Source organism: Congregibacter sp. (assembly GCF_047617445.1).
Classification (GTDB): Bacteria; Pseudomonadota; Gammaproteobacteria; order Pseudomonadales; family Halieaceae; genus Congregibacter.
This window is the reverse complement of record NZ_JBLGBE010000034.1, coordinates 1-17,735: the sequence shown is the minus strand read 5'-3', so window position 1 is coordinate 17,735 and position 17,735 is coordinate 1. Positions and strand designations below refer to the sequence as shown.

15 protein-coding genes and 1 pseudogene are annotated in these 17,735 nt (G+C 55.5%); all 16 read left to right on the top strand.

Annotated features, from left to right (window positions below; genetic code table 11):
• The first annotated feature begins 108 nt into the window (after positions 1 to 108).
• Complete coding sequence (leuC, locus tag ACI9KD_RS09715) at positions 109 to 1,542, top strand: 3-isopropylmalate dehydratase large subunit (RefSeq protein WP_414980970.1); 1,434 nt, start codon at positions 109 to 111, stop codon at positions 1,540 to 1,542.
• On the top strand, positions 1,539 to 2,192 hold the full coding sequence (leuD, locus tag ACI9KD_RS09710) for a 3-isopropylmalate dehydratase small subunit (protein ID WP_414980969.1): 654 nt from the start codon (positions 1,539 to 1,541) through the stop codon (positions 2,190 to 2,192). The genes leuC and leuD overlap by 4 nt, the downstream gene beginning before the upstream one ends.
• Positions 2,189 to 3,295, top strand: coding sequence for a 3-isopropylmalate dehydrogenase (gene leuB / locus ACI9KD_RS09705; RefSeq protein ID WP_414980968.1), 1,107 nt, complete (start codon positions 2,189 to 2,191; stop codon positions 3,293 to 3,295). The genes leuD and leuB overlap by 4 nt, the downstream gene beginning before the upstream one ends.
• Positions 3,295 to 4,323, top strand: coding sequence for an aspartate-semialdehyde dehydrogenase (locus tag ACI9KD_RS09700; protein WP_414980967.1), 1,029 nt, complete (start codon positions 3,295 to 3,297; stop codon positions 4,321 to 4,323). The genes leuB and ACI9KD_RS09700 overlap by 1 nt, the downstream gene beginning before the upstream one ends.
• 224 nt (positions 4,324 to 4,547) lie before the next feature.
• Entirely contained in the window at positions 4,548 to 6,995 is a 2,448-nt protein-coding gene (locus ACI9KD_RS09695; protein ID WP_414980966.1) for a FimV/HubP family polar landmark protein, read from the top strand.
• Positions 6,988 to 7,842: a tRNA pseudouridine(38-40) synthase TruA gene (gene truA / locus ACI9KD_RS09690; RefSeq protein ID WP_414980965.1), complete on the top strand. Its 855-nt coding sequence runs from the start codon at positions 6,988 to 6,990 to the stop codon at positions 7,840 to 7,842. Before ACI9KD_RS09695 ends, truA begins: the two co-directional genes overlap by 8 nt.
• A 61-nt stretch (positions 7,843 to 7,903) precedes the next feature.
• Positions 7,904 to 8,545, top strand: coding sequence for a phosphoribosylanthranilate isomerase (locus tag ACI9KD_RS09685; RefSeq protein ID WP_414980964.1), 642 nt, complete (start codon positions 7,904 to 7,906; stop codon positions 8,543 to 8,545).
• On the top strand, positions 8,542 to 9,762 hold the full coding sequence (trpB, locus tag ACI9KD_RS09680) for a tryptophan synthase subunit beta (protein ID WP_414980963.1): 1,221 nt from the start codon (positions 8,542 to 8,544) through the stop codon (positions 9,760 to 9,762). The genes ACI9KD_RS09685 and trpB overlap by 4 nt, the downstream gene beginning before the upstream one ends.
• A 7-nt stretch (positions 9,763 to 9,769) precedes the next feature.
• Positions 9,770 to 10,600, top strand: a complete 831-nt coding sequence (trpA, locus tag ACI9KD_RS09675) for a tryptophan synthase subunit alpha (protein WP_414980962.1) — start codon at positions 9,770 to 9,772, stop codon at positions 10,598 to 10,600.
• Between the two features lie 51 nt (positions 10,601 to 10,651).
• Positions 10,652 to 11,503: pseudogene (accD, locus tag ACI9KD_RS09670) on the top strand (acetyl-CoA carboxylase, carboxyltransferase subunit beta); the annotation flags it as partial.
• Between the two features lie 388 nt (positions 11,504 to 11,891).
• Complete coding sequence (locus tag ACI9KD_RS09665; protein ID WP_414980961.1) at positions 11,892 to 13,178, top strand: bifunctional folylpolyglutamate synthase/dihydrofolate synthase; 1,287 nt, start codon at positions 11,892 to 11,894, stop codon at positions 13,176 to 13,178.
• Between the two features lie 6 nt (positions 13,179 to 13,184).
• Complete coding sequence (locus tag ACI9KD_RS09660) at positions 13,185 to 13,787, top strand: SPOR domain-containing protein (RefSeq protein WP_414980960.1); 603 nt, start codon at positions 13,185 to 13,187, stop codon at positions 13,785 to 13,787.
• On the top strand, positions 13,784 to 14,311 hold the full coding sequence (locus ACI9KD_RS09655; RefSeq protein WP_414980959.1) for a CvpA family protein: 528 nt from the start codon (positions 13,784 to 13,786) through the stop codon (positions 14,309 to 14,311). Before ACI9KD_RS09660 ends, ACI9KD_RS09655 begins: the two co-directional genes overlap by 4 nt.
• Before the next feature lie 49 nt (positions 14,312 to 14,360).
• A complete protein-coding gene (gene purF / locus ACI9KD_RS09650) occupies positions 14,361 to 15,887 on the top strand; it encodes an amidophosphoribosyltransferase (protein ID WP_414980958.1) in 1,527 nt (508 codons plus the stop codon).
• 67 nt (positions 15,888 to 15,954) lie between these two features.
• Positions 15,955 to 17,154: an O-succinylhomoserine sulfhydrylase gene (locus ACI9KD_RS09645; RefSeq protein ID WP_414980957.1), complete on the top strand. Its 1,200-nt coding sequence runs from the start codon at positions 15,955 to 15,957 to the stop codon at positions 17,152 to 17,154.
• 77 nt (positions 17,155 to 17,231) lie between these two features.
• On the top strand, positions 17,232 to 17,735 hold a 504-nt coding region (locus ACI9KD_RS09640), incomplete at its 3' end, for an AAA family ATPase (protein WP_414980956.1).

Sequence of the window (17,735 nt, the reverse complement as noted above, 5' to 3'; positions counted from 1 at the left end):
CAATATCCATGAATAAGCAAAAGTTATTGACTGTATGAAAATAATGGATTTGAGTTATTGCTAACGCAAGCCTAGGATGGCGACGTTTTTAGCAAAGAGCACACTGTCATGCCGGGTAAAACGCTGTACGACAAGTTATGGGAATCGCACCTGGTGGAAGAGCGGAAGGATGGTTCCGCACTGATTTATATCGACCGCCACCTGATTCACGAAGTGACTTCTCCTCAGGCCTTTGAGGGTCTGCGTCTCGCGGGGCGAAGCCCGTGGCGGTTGGATGCCAATCTGGCGGTGCCCGATCACAATGTACCCACGGACTCGGCAGAGAGAGCAGGGGGCGTAGCGGGCATCATCGACCCCACCTCGCGACTGCAGGTGCAAACCTTGGATGACAATTGCGAGCAATTCGGTATTGAAGAAATACGGATTAATGATCGTCGCCAGGGCATCGTGCATGTCGTGGGCCCGGAGATGGGCGCTACGCTTCCCGGAATGACGGTGGTTTGTGGTGACTCCCACACCAGTACGCATGGCGCACTGGGTGCGTTGGCGCACGGCATCGGCACATCCGAGGTTGAGCACGTGCTGGCGACACAGTGTTTGGTGCAGCAGAAAATGAAGAATCTGCGGATTCAAGTCGACGGACGTCTCGCGCTTGGCGTGACCGCAAAGGATCTGGCGCTGGCCATAATCGGTGAAATTGGAACCGCCGGTGGTACTGGGTTTGCGATCGAGTTTGCCGGAGAAACCGTCCATGCGCTGAGTATGGAAGGGCGTATGACGCTGTGCAATATGTCCATCGAGGCAGGCGCGCGCAGTGGCATGATCGCTGTGGATAATGTGACTATCGACTACGTCCGTGGGCGCACTATGGCGCCGACTGGCGAACACTGGGAGTTGGCAGTCGCTGCCTGGGCTGAGCTTCACAGCGATACAGATGCGGTCTTTGATCGTGAAGTGCGTATTGATGCCGCCAGTGTTGCCCCCCAGGTTACCTGGGGAACGTCACCGGAGATGGTGGCGGCCGTAACAGATTTAATCCCTAACCCTGCGGATATGACCGACCCGGCGAAACGCGATGCGGCTGTTCGCGCCTTAAGTTATATGGGTTTGAAGGGTGGTTCGGCGATTACGTCGATTCCAGCTGACCGTGTGTTTATTGGCTCTTGTACGAATTCGCGTATCGAAGATTTGCGTGAAGCCGCCGCTATTGTGCGCGGTCGTAAGAAAGCCGATTCGGTGAAGCAGGCTATGGTTGTGCCCGGCTCGGGTGAAGTAAAGGCTCAGGCCGAGGCCGAGGGATTAGATCGAATCTTTCTTGATGCAGGTCTTGAGTGGCGCGAGCCCGGCTGCTCCATGTGTCTGGCAATGAATGCTGACAAATTGGGCAAGGGGGAGCACTGCGCATCGACGTCTAACCGCAATTTTGAGGGCCGTCAGGGCTTTGGCGGGCGCACGCATCTGGTAAGCCCGGGGATGGCCGCCGCCGCCGCGATTGCGGGGCACTTTGTGGATGTTCGGGATTTTCAGGGAGAGCCGTCATGAAGGCACTTAGAGTACACGAGGGTCTGGTGGCGCCTATGGACCGAGCGAATGTAGACACGGACCTGATTATTCCCAAGCAGTTTCTCAAGTCCATTAAGCGCAGTGGCTTTGGTCCCAATTTGTTTGACGCGTTACGCTACCTCGATGAAGGTCAGCCCGGGCAAGATTGCAGTGATCGACCGCTGAATCCCGAGTTTCCTTTGAACTTTCCGCGTTATGAGGGCGCATCAGTACTCCTGTGTCGCGAAAACTTTGGCTGTGGCTCGAGCCGCGAACACGCGCCCTGGGCGCTGGAAGATTACGGGTTTCGCAGTGTCATTGCGCCAAGCTTTGCCGATATCTTCTATAACAACTGTTTTAAGAATGGAGTCTTGCCGGTAGTACTTCCCGAGGCTCAGGTCGTTGAGTTGTTCGCGGCCTTGTATGCCCAGGAAGGCTATCGCATCACGGTAGATTTGGAGCAACAGGAAGTACTGCTGTCTGACGGGCGTCGCTGGTCGTTTCCGGTGGAGGAATATCGTCGGCAATGCCTGCTGGAGGGCCTGGATGAGATCGGCGTTACTTTGAAGAGCGAGTCCACGATTCGCGCCTACGAAAACGGTCTTCGAAGCCGCTCACCGTGGTTGTTTTCTTCGGAGGTCGGCGCGTGAGTCAATCGGTTCTTCTGCTCCCCGGTGATTACATCGGGCAGGAAATTCTGCCTGAGGCCGAGAAGGTGCTCGCACGTATCTGCGAGCTCTATGAACTTGATATCAAGACGGAGTCAGCGCTCATTGGTGGCGCAGCTTATGAGGCGGAGGGCGATCCGCTTCCAGCCTCTACCTTGGAAAAAGCGCGCGCGGCCGATGCAATTTTGCTCGGTGCTGTTGGTGGTCCGGCCTACGACAACGTAGAGCGAGATCTGCGTCCCGAGAAAGGCTTGTTGCGCATTCGTTCTGAGCTTGGGCTTTTTGGTAATTTGCGCCCGGCCATCATGTATCCCCAGCTCGTTGAGGCGTCCAGCCTCAAACCTGAGCTGGTGTCAGGATTGGATATCCTCATTGTTCGTGAGCTGACCGGGGGTATTTATTTTGGTCAACCGCGAGGAATTCGCGAGCGTGAGGATGGTGAGCGAGAAGGCTTCAACACCTATGTATACAGCGAAAGTGAGATCAGACGCATCGCTAGGCTGGCTTTTGAGCTGGCGGCAAAGCGTGGCGGTCGCCTGTGTTCTGTAGACAAAGCGAACGTACTCGAAGCGACAGTTCTTTGGCGTGAGGTTGTTAGCGAACTCGCAGCGGACTATCCGGATGTTGAGTTAGAGCATATGTACGTGGACAACGCGGCAATGCAGCTTGTGCGTGCGCCAAAGCAGTTTGATGTGATCGTGACCGGCAACATGTTTGGCGACATCTTGTCCGACGTTGCGGCAATGCTCACGGGTTCCATCGGCATGCTGCCGTCTGCCTCACTCAATGAAACTGGCCAGGGTATCTACGAGCCCTGTCATGGGTCGGCGCCGGATATTGCGGGGCAAGGAAAGGCGAACCCGTTAGCCACCATTCTTTCGGTAGCGATGATGTTGCGCTATTCCCTGGGCTGTACTGCCGGGGCGGACAGTATCGAAGCGGCGGTAGGTCAGGTTTTGGATCGGGGTTTGCGTACGCCGGATATCGTTGGCAGCGGTGGACCCAGCGTTAGCACCAGCGCGATGGGTGACGCCGTGGTTGCCGCACTGGCAAAAACAGACATAGCAGGACGGACGGCACAGTAATGAGTGATACCTACGATATTGCAGTAGTTGGGGCCACGGGCGCCGTCGGAGAGGCGATGATCGATATCCTCGAGCAGCGTGAATTTCCGGTTGGAGAACTGTATCTACTTGCGTCGGAGCGATCCGCAGGCAAGCGCATGAACTTCCGAGGTAAGCAATGCGTGGTGCAAGACCTGGCGAACTTTGATTTTTCCAAAGTTCAAATTGGCTTATTTTCGGCGGGGGGCAGTGTTTCCGAAGAGTACGCACCAAAGGCGGCGGCGGCGGGCTGTGTGGTTATCGACAATACCTCGCATTTTCGTCGTGATGCTGACATCCCATTGATTGTGCCGGAGGTTAACCCTCATGCGGCGGTGGGTGTTCATGCGCGGGGAATTATTGCAAATCCCAATTGTTCGACTATTCAGATGCTCGTTGCGCTAAAGCCCTTGCATGATGCGGCCGGTATTACGCGCATCAACGTCGCAACGTATCAAGCGGTGTCGGGCACGGGTAAATCAGCCATCGAAGAGTTGGCAGGGCAGACAGCACGTTTACTCAACGGACAGCCCGCGCAGAGTAAGGTTTACCCGAAGCAGATTGCGTTTAATGCATTGCCGCAGATCGATACGTTCGAGGACAACGGCTACACCCGAGAAGAGATGAAAATGGTGTGGGAGACTCAGAAAATCTTTGAAGACGAATCGATCGCAGTCAACCCCACTTGTGTTCGCGTCCCTGTTTTTCACGGCCACTGTGAAGCTGTGCATATAGAAACTCGGGACAAGTTGAGTGCTCAAGAGGCACGCGCGCTGCTCGAGGCGGCGCCGGGCGTGACCGTGATCGACGAGCATGAAGATGGCGGCTATGCGACGCCGGTTACAGACGCCGCAGGTAAGGATGCTGTGTTTGTTAGCCGAATCCGAGAAGACATCTCTCACGATCGAGGTCTAAATCTGTGGGTGGTTGCCGACAACCTGCGCAAAGGAGCGGCCTTAAATAGTGTCCAAATCGCCGAGTTACTGGTGCGCGAAAGGCTCCTTAGCTGAGCGCGCAGTCGGATCCAACTTGTGGCGGCGAAAACCCTCGGACTTGACGCCGCCGCGCGCGCAAGGCTACATTTCTACAAGTTGCAGCATTTTGTAGGTAATTTGACGCAAGCTGTTGTGTAAAAAGCTTTTTCTGTCGCGAAGTGCGGTATTGTCAGAGAAAGCGTCTAAGACTCGAGAGCTTCGGGCATAATGGCGCATCAGGGTAATAAAAAGGCGGGGCGATGGTGACTAGAGTCGAGGTCAAGGCTGCTGTGCGAGCAGCGGTAGTCGCGTATGGGGCGGCGGCATCATTGCCTGCGATGGCGTTGGGTCTCGGTGAAATCGAGATGCAATCGTTCCTCAACGAGCCTTTGCGTGCCGAGGTTGAGCTTCTTGATACGCGGCAATTAACGATCGATGACATTCGTATCCGCCTCGCGGGCGGGGATGACTTTGAACGATTGGGCGTTGAACGCAGCTACTTCCTAACGAGCATTAAGTTTGACATCGAAGTCGATGAGGAAAGCGGTCGTGGAGTTATTCGACTTAGCACCGATGCGTCCGTGTTGGAGCCGTTCATTGATCTCATTATCGAAGCGCGTTGGCCTACGGGCCGTCTGCTGCGTGAATACACTGTTCTTGTTGACCCCCCGGCTTTTCGCCAGGACGTGGTCACGGTGTCAGCCGTAGAGCGTATTGAGGATTCGAATCTTGAAAAGCCCGCTTTGGCGCCCGAGTCTCGTGAGGAGCAGCGCGAGAGCAGCGACAACGTAGCGCTTCGAGAGAGCAGTCTCCCAGCAGGAGAAATGCCCCAGCGTGCTTTTTCGGCCGAAACAATGGACAGGCCGCGGTCCGGCAATCGCTATATGGTCAAGCGCGATGAAACGTTGTGGCAAATCGCTTCCCAGGGGAAGCCTCAGGGCATTTCAGTCCAACAGGCTATGCTGGAGATTCAGCGCATAAACCCTGAAGCCTTTATCAACGGGAACATCAATCAAGTTAAGGCCGGCTACATTATTTATCTTCCCGCAGCTGGGGAGGTTAGTACTGATGACCTGGCTCGCGCTCTCGATGAAGTTCGGGAGCAAAATCAAGAATGGCGTGCAGGACGTGGCGCGCCCGGCGTGACGGCTGCGGCGACTTTGAGAGTCTCAGCGGACAGTATTACCGATACCCCATCGCGCAGCAGTGATACAGACGCGTCCCCGAGCAATGCGGGACAGCCTGCGAGTGCGGGTTCGACGCAGCCAAGTGCTATGGATGCTACCGCCGATGATATGGCTGAGGTGGCCCCAGCAGGGGAGTCATCTGGATCATCCGAATTGGCGGCTAAGCTAGACGCTATGGCAACGCGCTTGGACACACTCGAGCAGATCGTGTCACTTAAGGATGAGCAAATTGCGACGTTGGAACAGGCGCTGCGCGAAGCAAGAGAAGCGGCGGCAGTTGCGGCTGCTGCTCCGGTGGCTGTACCCGCGGTTACGACCCCAGCCTCCGCAGTCCCGACGCCTGCAGCGAGTTCGCCACAGACTCAGTCTGGCGGTATTCCATGGCTGCCAATTTTCGGTGGCCTGCTGGCTCTTGTGGCAGCGGTTGTTCTACTGCTGCGCCGGCGCGGAAAGAATGATGAGACGGGCGGTCGAAACACCGACTCCATGGAAGTAGACGACGATGTATTTGCCGGCGTCAACCTCACAACGGAGTCCTTCGAAGAGAATGATACTCATGACAGCGACGCAGAGTCGGCCCTAGCCTTTGCGCCAGAGGCTGAAGAAGCTGAGGAAGGAGAGGCGTCTGATGATGGCAAAGCGGATGCAGGAGCTCACTCCCGAGGTGGCAGTCGCGGCTATGGCGAGCGTAAGCACGACGACTACATCGATGAAGGATCAGCTGGCGACGCTCTCGCTGAGGCCGACATCTATATTGCCTATGGACGTTATCTGCAGGCCATCGAGCTCCTCGATACCGCGATTAGCAGTGATCCAGGCAATGGCGCTTATCGCGTTAAATTGATTGAGCTATATGTGGATATGGGCGAAGAGGCCAGTGCGGCCGAGCAGCTTGAAGAGCTTCATAAGCACGGCAGCCCTGATGCAATATCTCGAGGAGAAGCGCTGTTAGGTGGAGGCGTGAGCACCGCTGCAGCTCCAAGCGTTGCTGCTGATACTCTGCGGAGCGCTGCACCCACATTGGATATCGATGACGACCTGAACCTTGAGCCGCCCGCCGGTCTGGACTCCGATGTTGTCGAAATCTCGGATACTCTAGAGCTGAGCATGGAAGATGCTGAGTCTGAGGAGTTGCGTATGGAAGCCGCTCGATTCGTCGATGATGGGATAGAGTCGATTGACTTTGAGCACCTGGAGATAGAGGAAGACGGCGCCTTAGACGGAGCAGACGACGAACTCGACTTTAGTAATGTAGACGAGCAGCTTGATTTGTCAGACGCCTTGGTGGCACCACAGGATATGAGCGCTGATCGCTTCGCTCCAGAGGTTGACGATATAGAGGGCGAAGAGCTACTTATTGCGGACGACGCTGATCAAATGGCGACTAAGCTGGATCTGGCTCGCGCCTATCTCGATATGGGTGACAGTGAAGGCGCTCGGGGTATCCTTGAAGAAGTGATTGAAAAGGGTACCGATGAGCAGCAGCAGGAATCGCGCGACCTCCTGACGCGCATTGCCTGAACGTCTAAGTAAGCCTTTTTCGATCGAAACGCTGCCTCCCGGGCAGCGAGTTGCCATTCGAGTCGAGTACGATGGCAGTGTCTACAGCGGCTGGCAGGCTCAAGCACAGCTTCCCCACGTGCGGACCGTCCAGACCGAAGTCGAAACAGCATTGTCGAAGATAGCCGACAGTCCTGTGCGGGTGTTTTGCGCAGGACGCACCGATACGGGTGTTCATGCTACAGCCCAATGGCTGCACTTTGATGCGCCATGTGTGCGCAGCCTCAAGGCTTGGATTTTGGGCGCCAATGCGCAGCTGCCCCTGGATATTCGTCTTGCCGACGGTCAGGCCATGAGTGCCGACTTCCACGCCCGTCATAGCGCTATTGCCCGGCAGTACGACTACCTGATTGCTAATACGCGAACACCCTCGGCCTTGCTTGCCAACCGCATAGTGTGGGTTCGTAAACCCATTGATGAGACTCGTATGCGGGGCAGCCTACAGGCCTTGCTGGGAGAGCAGGATTTCTCCGCGTTTCGCGCCTCCTCTTGTCAGTCCACAACGCCGATGCGTTTTATGGAAAGCGCGCAGGTATTCCGTCGAGGCGATCTCATTCAAATCCGTGTGGTAGCGAACGCTTTTTTGCATCATATGGTGCGCAATATTGTCGGCTCATGCCTACAGGTAGGTGTTGGCGAGCAGCCCGAAGACTGGCTGGGAGCGCTGTTGGCAGGCCTGGACAGGACGCAGGCGGCAGCGACGGCGCCGCCCCAGGGCTTATATCTTAGCGATGTTCGCTATCCTGAGTCCTTGAAGGTTCCCTCAGCGCCAGATCTGCCTTTCTTCCCGTCTGCAGCGCAGGAATAACTCCGGGCTTCTGCTATCATTGCTCGCTTTTCACAAAGTGCTAATAGGACGTTTCGAAGCCATGACTCGGGTTAAAATATGCGGGCTGCGCTGCGCTGTGCTGGCTGAGCAGGCATGTGAAGCCGGGGCAGATGCCATCGGTCTAGTGTTCTACCCGCACAGCTCTCGTGCTGTTTCGGCTTCTCAAGCCCTGGACGTGATTAAGGGAACTCAAGCCCTTGTTACAAGTGTGGGCCTGTTTGTGGATCCGCAGGCAGATGAAGTAGAGCGAATTCTTGAAATCTGTCCCTTAGATTGTCTGCAGTTTCATGGAACGGAATCAGCCGCCTTCTGTGAGCAGTTTGGGCGACCCTACATCAAAGCGATTAGTATGCGTCCCGAGATCGACATAGACGCGTTGTTGCAGGAGCATCAGGGCGCCCGAGCGCTGTTGTTTGACGCTTGGCGGCCGGACGCGCCCGGGGGTACCGGCGATACCTTCGCTTGGGAACGTATTCCAGTGCTCAGTCGGCCCTGGATTCTGGCGGGTGGTTTAACGCCTGACAATGTAGGCACGGCCATTGAGCAGGTTGCACCACAGGCAGTAGATGTAAGCGGGGGTGTCGAAAACGCCTCCGGTGAGAAAGACCCTAGGCGTATGCGGCAGTTTATCGACGCAGTGCGCGAAGCGGATAGACGTAAGCACGAGGATGCAGCGGTATGACTATTGATTTGAACCCTCTCAGTTTCTCCAATCAGCCTGATGCTGACGGACGATTCGGATCCTACGGCGGCAAGTATGTCGCAGAGACCTTGATGGCAGCGCTCGCTGAGTTAGAGGGGGTCTATCGCCAGCTTTCTCAAGATGCGGATTTTCAGGCAGAGTTTGATTACGACCTGGCGCATTACGTGGGCCGACCGTCGCCGCTCTATGAGGCTCGACGGTGGTCTGATCAAATCGGTGGAGCAAGAATCTTCTTTAAGCGCGAGGATCTCAATCACACCGGTGCGCATAAGGTGAATAACACCGTGGGGCAAGCTTTGCTTGCTAAGCACATGGGTAAGCCCCGGGTTATCGCAGAGACTGGTGCAGGGCAGCACGGCGTTGCCACGGCAACCATCGCCGCGAGGCTGGGTCTGGAATGTCATGTGTTTATGGGTGCTGAAGACATTCAGAGGCAGTCGTTGAATGTGTACCGGATGAAGCTGCTTGGGGCAACAGTAGTTCCGGTTACCTCGGGTTCTGCAACGCTCAAAGATGCAATGAATGAGGCGATGCGAGATTGGGTCACTAACGTAGATAACACCTTCTACATTATTGGTACCGTCGCTGGTCCGCATCCTTATCCAATGTTGGTTCGTGACTTCCAATGCGTGATCGGGCGTGAAGCTCGCGCACAATGCCTCGCACAAAACGGCAAGCTGCCCGACGCCCTGGTCGCTTGTGTGGGCGGTGGCTCCAACGCCATTGGCTTGTTCCACCCGTTTTTGAACGACGAAACCGTTGCGATGTACGGAGTAGAGGCAGGTGGTTTAGGTATAGAGACTGGGCAGCATGCTGCGCCGTTGTCAGCCGGGTCGCCCGGTGTGCTTCACGGCAACCGAACTTACCTGATGCAAGATGCGGATGGGCTAATCATTAATACCCATTCAGTGTCCGCAGGACTTGATTACCCCGGAGTGGGTCCCGAGCATTCCTGGCTGAAAGATATTGGCCGCGTGAACTATGTGTCTGCAAATGATGAAGAAGCGCTTGCGGCGTTTCACAAGACCACGAGGGTAGAGGGCATTATGCCGGCTCTTGAAACAGCGCATGCCCTTGCTTACGCTGAAAAACTGGCCGCGACCATGACAGCCGATCAGCACATCGTGGTTAATCTGTCAGGACGGGGCGATAAGGATATTTTGACGGTTGCCCGTCTGGAAGGGATAGAGGTATGAGTCGCGCATGAGTCGAATAGCGGAGTGTTTTACGGATCTTAGAGCACGGGGACGAAAGGCGGTGATTCCTTACATTGTTGCTGGCGATCCAGGGGTTGAACTCACTGTCGAGCTGATGTTTGCCTTGGTGGAATCCGGGGCTGACATTATTGAGTTGGGAGTGCCGTTTTCTGATCCGATGTCTGAGGGCCCGGTAATACAGCGCGCACATGAACGTGCCCTGGAGCGTGGTATGCGTTTGCGCGGTGTGTTTGATGTGATGTCTGAATTTCGAAAGCACAACCAAAAGACCCCGGTCTTACTCATGGGCTATGCCAATCCAGTAGAACATATGGGGCATGCTCAGTTTGCCGATCACGCGGCGGCTAGTGGCGTCGATGCATTGCTCACAGTAGATATTCCTCCGGAGGAAGTGGAGGGCCTAAATCGAGAGCTGCGCCGCGTGGGAATGGACAATATTTTTCTGATTGCACCCACAACACCGGTGGATCGTATGGATCGCATCGCTGAGGAGGCGAGTGGATTTATTTATTATGTATCGCTTAAAGGCGTCACAGGCGCCGGTAACCTTGATCGAGAAGCTGTTGCTCGATCAGTCGCAGAGATACGAACCCATACAACACTTCCCATTTGTGTTGGGTTTGGGATCAAAGACGGACCTTCGGCGGCGGCGGTGGCTGCGGTTTCCGATGGTGTGGTAATGGGTTCTGCTCTCGTACAGCGTCTTGCTGATGTGGCTGAGGCAGGAGGCGATGACGCGGCAGTATTGGTTGCAGCGCGAGAACTGCTTGGCGACATTCGTGAGCATGTCGATAGCACGGCGTCTAACGCAGCCTAAGGCCTCTGGGATGCGTATAATGCCCAAGCATCGCATTCTGGAGAGAGCTCCATGAGCTGGATCGACAAAATACTGCCTTCGGGCATCAGTAAGGCCGAAGGTTCCAAGAGGGCGTCAGTGCCCGAGGGTGTCTGGACCAAGTGCATAAAGTGCGAAGGGGTGCTGTATCGCCCAGACTTGGAGCGTAATGCGAATGTTTGCCCCAAGTGCGAACATCATATGCGCCTCGGCGCGCGGCGGCGTTTGGATATTTTTCTGGACGAAGACGGCCGCGAAGAAGTATTCACAAACATTGAGCCCGTTGATCGCCTACGGTTTCGCGATAAGAAGAAGTATTCGGCTAGGCTGGCCGCAGCGCAAAAGTCTACGGGCGAACGCGATGCACTGATCGCCATGCGTGGCACGCTACATACGATGCCCGTGATAGCCGTCGCCTTTGAGTTTGGGTTCCATGGAGGTTCCATGGGCCAGGCTGTGGGCGAGAAGTTCTCTCAAGCTGCGCAGTTGGCAATCAGAGAACGAATTCCACTGATTTGCTTTGCTGCTTCTGGCGGTGCGCGCATGCAGGAAGCGCTGATTTCGCTCATGCAAATGGCTAAAACCAGCGCTGTCATCGAGCGTATGCACACCGAAGGTGTCCCTTATGTGTCGGTGCTCACTGATCCCATTTACGGCGGTGTGTCAGCCTCTCTTGCTCTTCTTGGCGATTTGAATATTGCTGAACCTGATGCCCGCGCAGGCTTCGCAGGCCCCAATATCATCGAGCAAACGATTCGCCAGAAGTTACCCAAGGGCTTCCAGCGTAGTGAGTTTCTTCTAGAGCACGGGGCCATCGACATGATCGTGTCCCGCTTGGAATTGCGTGACACTATCGCGCGCATTTTAGCGAAGCTCACCGGTGTGCCAGCTTTGGCTTCACTGGATACTGACGCGGAGCTTGTGGCCGGTGCCACGCTTGGCGCGGATGAAGCGGCGGTCAGTGATGCACAGAACGAGTCGCTGGAGTCAGGTTCCGCCGGGGATGCCCTGACCCGCGAAGCTGCAGTGGAAGAGGACGCCCAGGTGGTGAACGATGCCACTGCTGATGATGCCACTGCGGATAGTGACGAAGATTCGCAGACGACGGCGGATTACGCCGACAGCGGTGAGCAAAGTGAGACGGCCTCAGGTAGTGAGCCTGGGTCATCAGAGGATCGCGATGATGCGGGCTTAGTGGGGGATGAATCCTCCCTCGGTGCTGAGGACGGATTGGATCCCGACGCCGCTGAGGAGTCTTCCGACAAAAAACCGGATGCCTGAACGAACCCTAGGTGAGTGGCTGCGGTATCTTGAGCAGCTACATCCCGTCGAGATCGACCTCGGGCTGGCTCGAGTCCGAGTCGCAGCAGAAAACCTGAATCTACTTCCTTACGGCCCCGATGTTATTACCGTCGCGGGCACGAATGGCAAGGGCAGTGTGGTTTACAGCACCGACGCAATCCTTCGTGCCCAAGGTAAACGTACGGGGCGGTACACCTCACCCCACCTTTTGCGTTTTAACGAACGTATTGCTGTGGATGGCGAAGTCGTCAGTGATCAGCAAATTCTCGACGCTTTTACCGCCATAGAAAACACTCGAGGAGAAGTGACCCTAACGTATTTTGAGTTCGCCACTTTGGCAGCTTGGTGGATTTTCAAAGAGCAAAAAGTCGATGTTGCCGTTATGGAGGTGGGACTTGGGGGGCGGCTTGATGCGGTAAACCTGGTCGATGCCGATGTGGTGGTTATTACGGCGATTGATCTGGATCACCAGCATTGGCTGGGCGACACGGTTGAAAAAATTGCGCCGGAGAAAGCCGCCGTAGCACGACCGGGACGCCCCGTAGTTCTCGCAGAGTCTAGTTACCCGGCAACACTTTTCAGCACGCTTCAGGATATAGCTGCATTGCCTCTTAGCGCAGGCAAAGAGTGGTCTTGGAGCAACGAGGCTGAGCAGTTGTGTGTCCAGCTGGCCGGTACGGAGCTCTCGGCGGTTTTTATGGTTCCTGACGGCCTGCGTCCAGCGAACGTCGCGGCGGCGCTTCAGGCGAGTGCCTGCCTCCTTGGAGCGGCCTTCGATGTGGACGTGGCTGCGGGGGCGCTGGTTCATTTAAGAGTACCGGCGCGTCGTCAGGTAGTCCAAATTGCAGAGCGAGAGCTATTGCTAGATGTGGCGCACAACCCCGCGGCCATGCAAGCGATGGTGGATTACCTCAAAGCCCGGCCGATAAAGGGTAAGACTATCGCCGCGCTGGGGCTTATGGCAGATAAGGATCTGGAATCAATGGCGGCTGCTCTGGCCACCGGTGTTGATGGTGCTTGCGCGCTGGCGATTCCAGGCATTGGTCGTGCGGCGTCGCCGGAGGTCATCTGGCAGGCTCTGGATGAGGTGGGGATCGCTATTCCGCAGGGTGAATTTAGTACTGAGGCCGTTTGGGCGCAGTTGCTTACAGGCAGTTCCCCGGGAGATCGTTTGGTTGTCTGCGGCTCTTTTCACAGCGTAGCGGGTATAATGACTCTCTTGAGCCTAGAACTCCCAAGCACCTCAGACGGGCACTGAAAACTGGTGGATAACCTCGTAAAACAACGCCTTGTCGGCGCACTCATCCTTGTCGCACTGGTTGTCGTCTTTTGGCCGATTATTTTTGTTCCCGGTACCCAGAAGGCTGAGGATCTGCGTGTGCTAGTTCCAAAGGCACCGCCTGTGGATCTTACCCCTTTGCCTGAGCCAGATAGTTTGGGACTGCGCTCAGGAAAGAAGGCCGCGGCACAGAGCGTCGAGACGCAAGATGTGGCGTTCCCCGACGATGAAGGGACATCTGATGTCGAGCGAGCAGGACTTCCACCACGTGATGTGACTATGCCTGTGGCAGATCTCAATGAAGCGCGCAGTACACTGGAATCTCCCGCAATGGATGCCGATGGATTGCCGATTGCTTATTCACTGCAGGTAGCCACTATGGCTGACAAGGCGCGTGCGGAGTCGCTGCGCGATGAATTGGTGTCCGCCGGCTATAAGGGTTACGTCAAGCGCATGCGTCGCGATGATCGCGTGCTTTATCGTGTACTCGTTGGACCTCGCTATAGCCGCGACGAATTGCTGCCGGTGAAAGGCGCAGTGGATAAAACCTGGCGGGTTGAATCCTTGATCATACGGTACCTGCCATGAACGATTGGCCACAGCTTTCCCTGTTTAACGGCTTTGACTGGGTCGTCGTGGTGATATTGATACTTTCTGCACTCCTGAGTTTGTGGCGGGGTTTCGTGCGCGAGGCGATATCGCTTGCGGGCTGGGTTGTGGCGTTTGTTGTTGCTAATTTGCTGGCCGTAACGGTGGCTGGCCAGATCGGCGATTTAATAGAGAATCACACGGGTCGTTACATCGTCGCTTGGTCACTGCTGTTTGTTCTCACCCTGGTGGCTAGCTCCCTCACAGCAAAGCTCTTTGCGAGCATTATTAAGGCTACGGGGCTGGGTGTTCTGGATCGGCTGCTCGGTTCAGTGTTTGGGGTATTGCGCGGAATGTTGATTGTCATGGCTTTGGTGTTTGTCGTGCGCGAGATTGTTCCCAAAAGCGAGCAGAGCCTTTTGGAAGAGTCTCAACTTATGCCGCATATTGATGTCATGCTCGCTTGGAGTATGCGGCTTTTCGATGAATTTCGAGACGTAGAAATTAAGGGGCTGAACGCGTGATATCGAGATCGTTTATCTTGTGTGTGCTTAGTTGGAGGGTGCGGATTATATGTGCGGACTGACTGGTATCGTTGGCAAAGCTAACGTGGCACCTCAAATATACGATGCGTTGACGGTCTTGCAGCACCGGGGTCAAGACGCGGCAGGCATTATGACCTGCAGCCAGGACAGGTTTCATCAACGCAAGAGCGTCGGGCTTGTAAGGGATGTGTTTCGTCAGCATCACATGCAACGTCTGGAAGGTAATATTGGTATAGGGCACGTTCGCTATCCCACCGCGGGCAGCGCGGGTGCTGCCAACGCTCAGCCGTTTTATGTGAACTCGCCTTACGGTATCGCGCTTGCGCACAATGGCAATCTGACGAATTCTCGGGTGCTGCGCGAGGAACTGTTCGAGAGCGAGATGCGACACCTCAATACGGATTCGGATTCCGAGGTTTTATTGAACGTTTTTGCCTACGAGTTACAGGCATTGGGTAAGTTACATCCATCCCCGGATGACTTGTTTGCCGCCGTGTCAGCCGTTCATCGCCGTTGTCGTGGCGGTTATGCTGCGGTCGCGATGATTGTGAATTATGGGGTAATCGCATTTCGTGACCCCTTCGGAATCCGACCTTTGGTAGTCGGTTATCGAGGCGAGGGCAGTGAGCGCGAGTACATGGTGGCGTCCGAAAGTGTTGCGCTTGATGTTCTCGGGTTCCGGCTTCTGGGCGATGTCGCCCCCGGTGAGGCGGTGTACATAGACGCTCAGCGACAGCTGCACATGCGTCAGTGTGCCGAGGCACCGTTGTTGCGGCCCTGTATTTTCGAACACGTTTACTTCGCGCGTCCCGACAGCCTTATCGATGAGATATCGGTGTATAAGACCCGGGCTCGTCAGGGTGAAGCGCTGGCGCGCAAGATTCTCAGGGAGCGACCGGATCACGATATTGATGTGGTGATACCCATACCCGACAGCAGTTGCACCGCGGGTCTCGCGCTGGCGCAATCACTGGGTATCAGGTATCGGGAGGCCTTGGTTAAGAATCGCTACATTGGCCGCACTTTTATAATGCCCGGACAACAGCAGCGCCGTAAGTCTGTTCGCCAAAAGCTCAATCCGATTCGCCTGGAGTTCGAAGGCAAAAATGTCATGCTGGTGGATGACTCCATCGTGCGCGGTACAACCTCCCGGGAGATCATTCAGATGGCGAGAGATGCCGGGGCGGCTCGTGTATATCTAGCGTCCGCTGCGCCACCCGTGCGCTATCCGAATGTTTACGGAATTGATATGCCATCTCCCAAAGAACTGATTGCCCACGAGCGAACAGTGGACGAAATAGGTGAATTGATCGGCGCAGACTGGCTCGTGTATCAGGATTTGGATGAACTGATCAGCTGTTCCAGAGAGGGCAATCCGCTCATAGACGCGTTTGATTGCTCGGTGTTTGATGGTCACTACGTTACCGGGGACGTCGATGAACAGTACCTCGCGGACTTGGATGCGGCGCGCAATGATGAAGCCCAAAACATGAGCCGACAGGAGAGCGACGGCGACGGTGTGGGTATGTACAACGATGTGTCAGACATCGCCTAAGCCAGGATTAGAAAGCGAATAGAGGACCATTTCGATAGCTGGTCCAGTCACTAGATGAGAGCAAATTGTGAGCAAGCGAGACGACCCGGTGTTGGACGAACTGCAGTGGCAGAGTCTGGCAGTACGCAGCGGAATTACGCGTTCTCCTGAGGGAGAGCACAGTGAAGCACTGTTTTTGACCTCCAGTTACGTGTTTGACAGCGCGGAGCATGCGGCCGCGCGCTTTGCCGGTGATGATCCCGGTAATGTGTATTCCCGTTATACCAACCCTACGGTGCGCAGCTTCGAAGAACGCCTTGCCGCCTTAGAGGGTGCCGAGGCGTGTGTGGCAACTGCCTCGGGTATGGCCGCGATACTGAGTACCTGCATGGCGCTGCTCAAGGCGGGCGATCACGTGATTTGCTCCAGAGATGTGTTCGGTACTACGCGAACGCTTTTTTCCAAGTACCTGGCGAACTTTGGGGTCGAAGTCAGTTTTGTTCCCTTACTACCGGTGGATGGCTGGCGCGAGGCGTTACAGGACAATACGCGTCTGCTGTACCTGGAAACGCCCTCTAATCCTCTGTGTGAGGTTGCTGACATTGCGAGTATGTCTGCCATTGCGCGATCGTCGGGTGCTTTGCTGGTTGTTGATAACTGCTTTTGCTCGCCTGCATTACAACGACCTTTGTCATTTGGCGCCGACATGGTGATTCATTCGGCGACCAAGTATCTCGATGGTCAGGGTCGCTGCGTGGGTGGAGCAGTCCTTGGCAATCGGGAGCTAATGGATCAGGTGTTGGGCTTCCTGCGTAGCTGTGGACCCACCATGAGTGCTTTCAATGCCTGGGTCTTTCTGAAAGGTTTGGAAACACTCTCTTTGCGCATGCAGGCTCATAGCGCCTCTGCACTGCTTATGGCAACGTGGCTGCAGGATCAGCCGAATGTGGAAGCGGTGTTTTATGCGGGCCTTAAGAGCCATCCCGGACATGCCTTGGCGGCAAAACAGCAGTCAGCATTCGGTGGGGTTTTGTCTTTTCGGGTTCATGGAGGCAAAGCGGAAGCGTGGAAGGTGATTGACGCAACTCGATTAATGTCTCTGACGGCGAACCTGGGTGATGCCAAGACCACGATTGTGCATCCAGCGACCACCACGCATAGCCGGATTTCTGTGGACGAGCGCCGCGAGGCAGGCATTACGGACAACCTCATCCGCATCGCGGTGGGCCTTGAGGATATTGATGATCTTAAGGCGGATCTTGGACGTGGTTTGGCGTCTCTGGGCTGAGTCCATGTATTTAGGATGGTTGGTGAGCTTTTGATCTGGATGAGGCTGAAGATTTTTACAGTATTGGGTGGCGGGCAATGAGTATGGGTAAAAAAGCGCTCATCGACGCAGCGGTAGACGAGGTGGCGACAGTCTTGCTGGGCAAAGAGTCGCAGATACGCCTGGCGATTTGCTGCCTACTCGCCAGTGGACATTTACTCATCGAAGATCTTCCGGGGATGGGTAAGACCACGCTATCCCACGCTTTGGCACAGGTGCTCGGGCTTTCTTACAAGCGCGTACAGTTCACGTCGGACCTCTTGCCTGCCGATATCTTAGGTTTATCCATCTACCACAGAGACGATCACAGTTTTCACTTTCATCCCGGGCCGATTTTCACGCAGGTGTTACTGGCGGATGAAATTAATCGCAGTACACCGCGTACGCAAAGTGCCTTACTTGAGGCGATGGCAGAGGGACAGGTTACCCTCGAGGGAGAAACCCGAGCCTTACCATCACCCTTCTTTGTGATTGCGACGCAAAATCCCTTGGAGCAATCGGGTACCTACCCATTACCGGAGTCTCAGCTAGATCGATTCCTT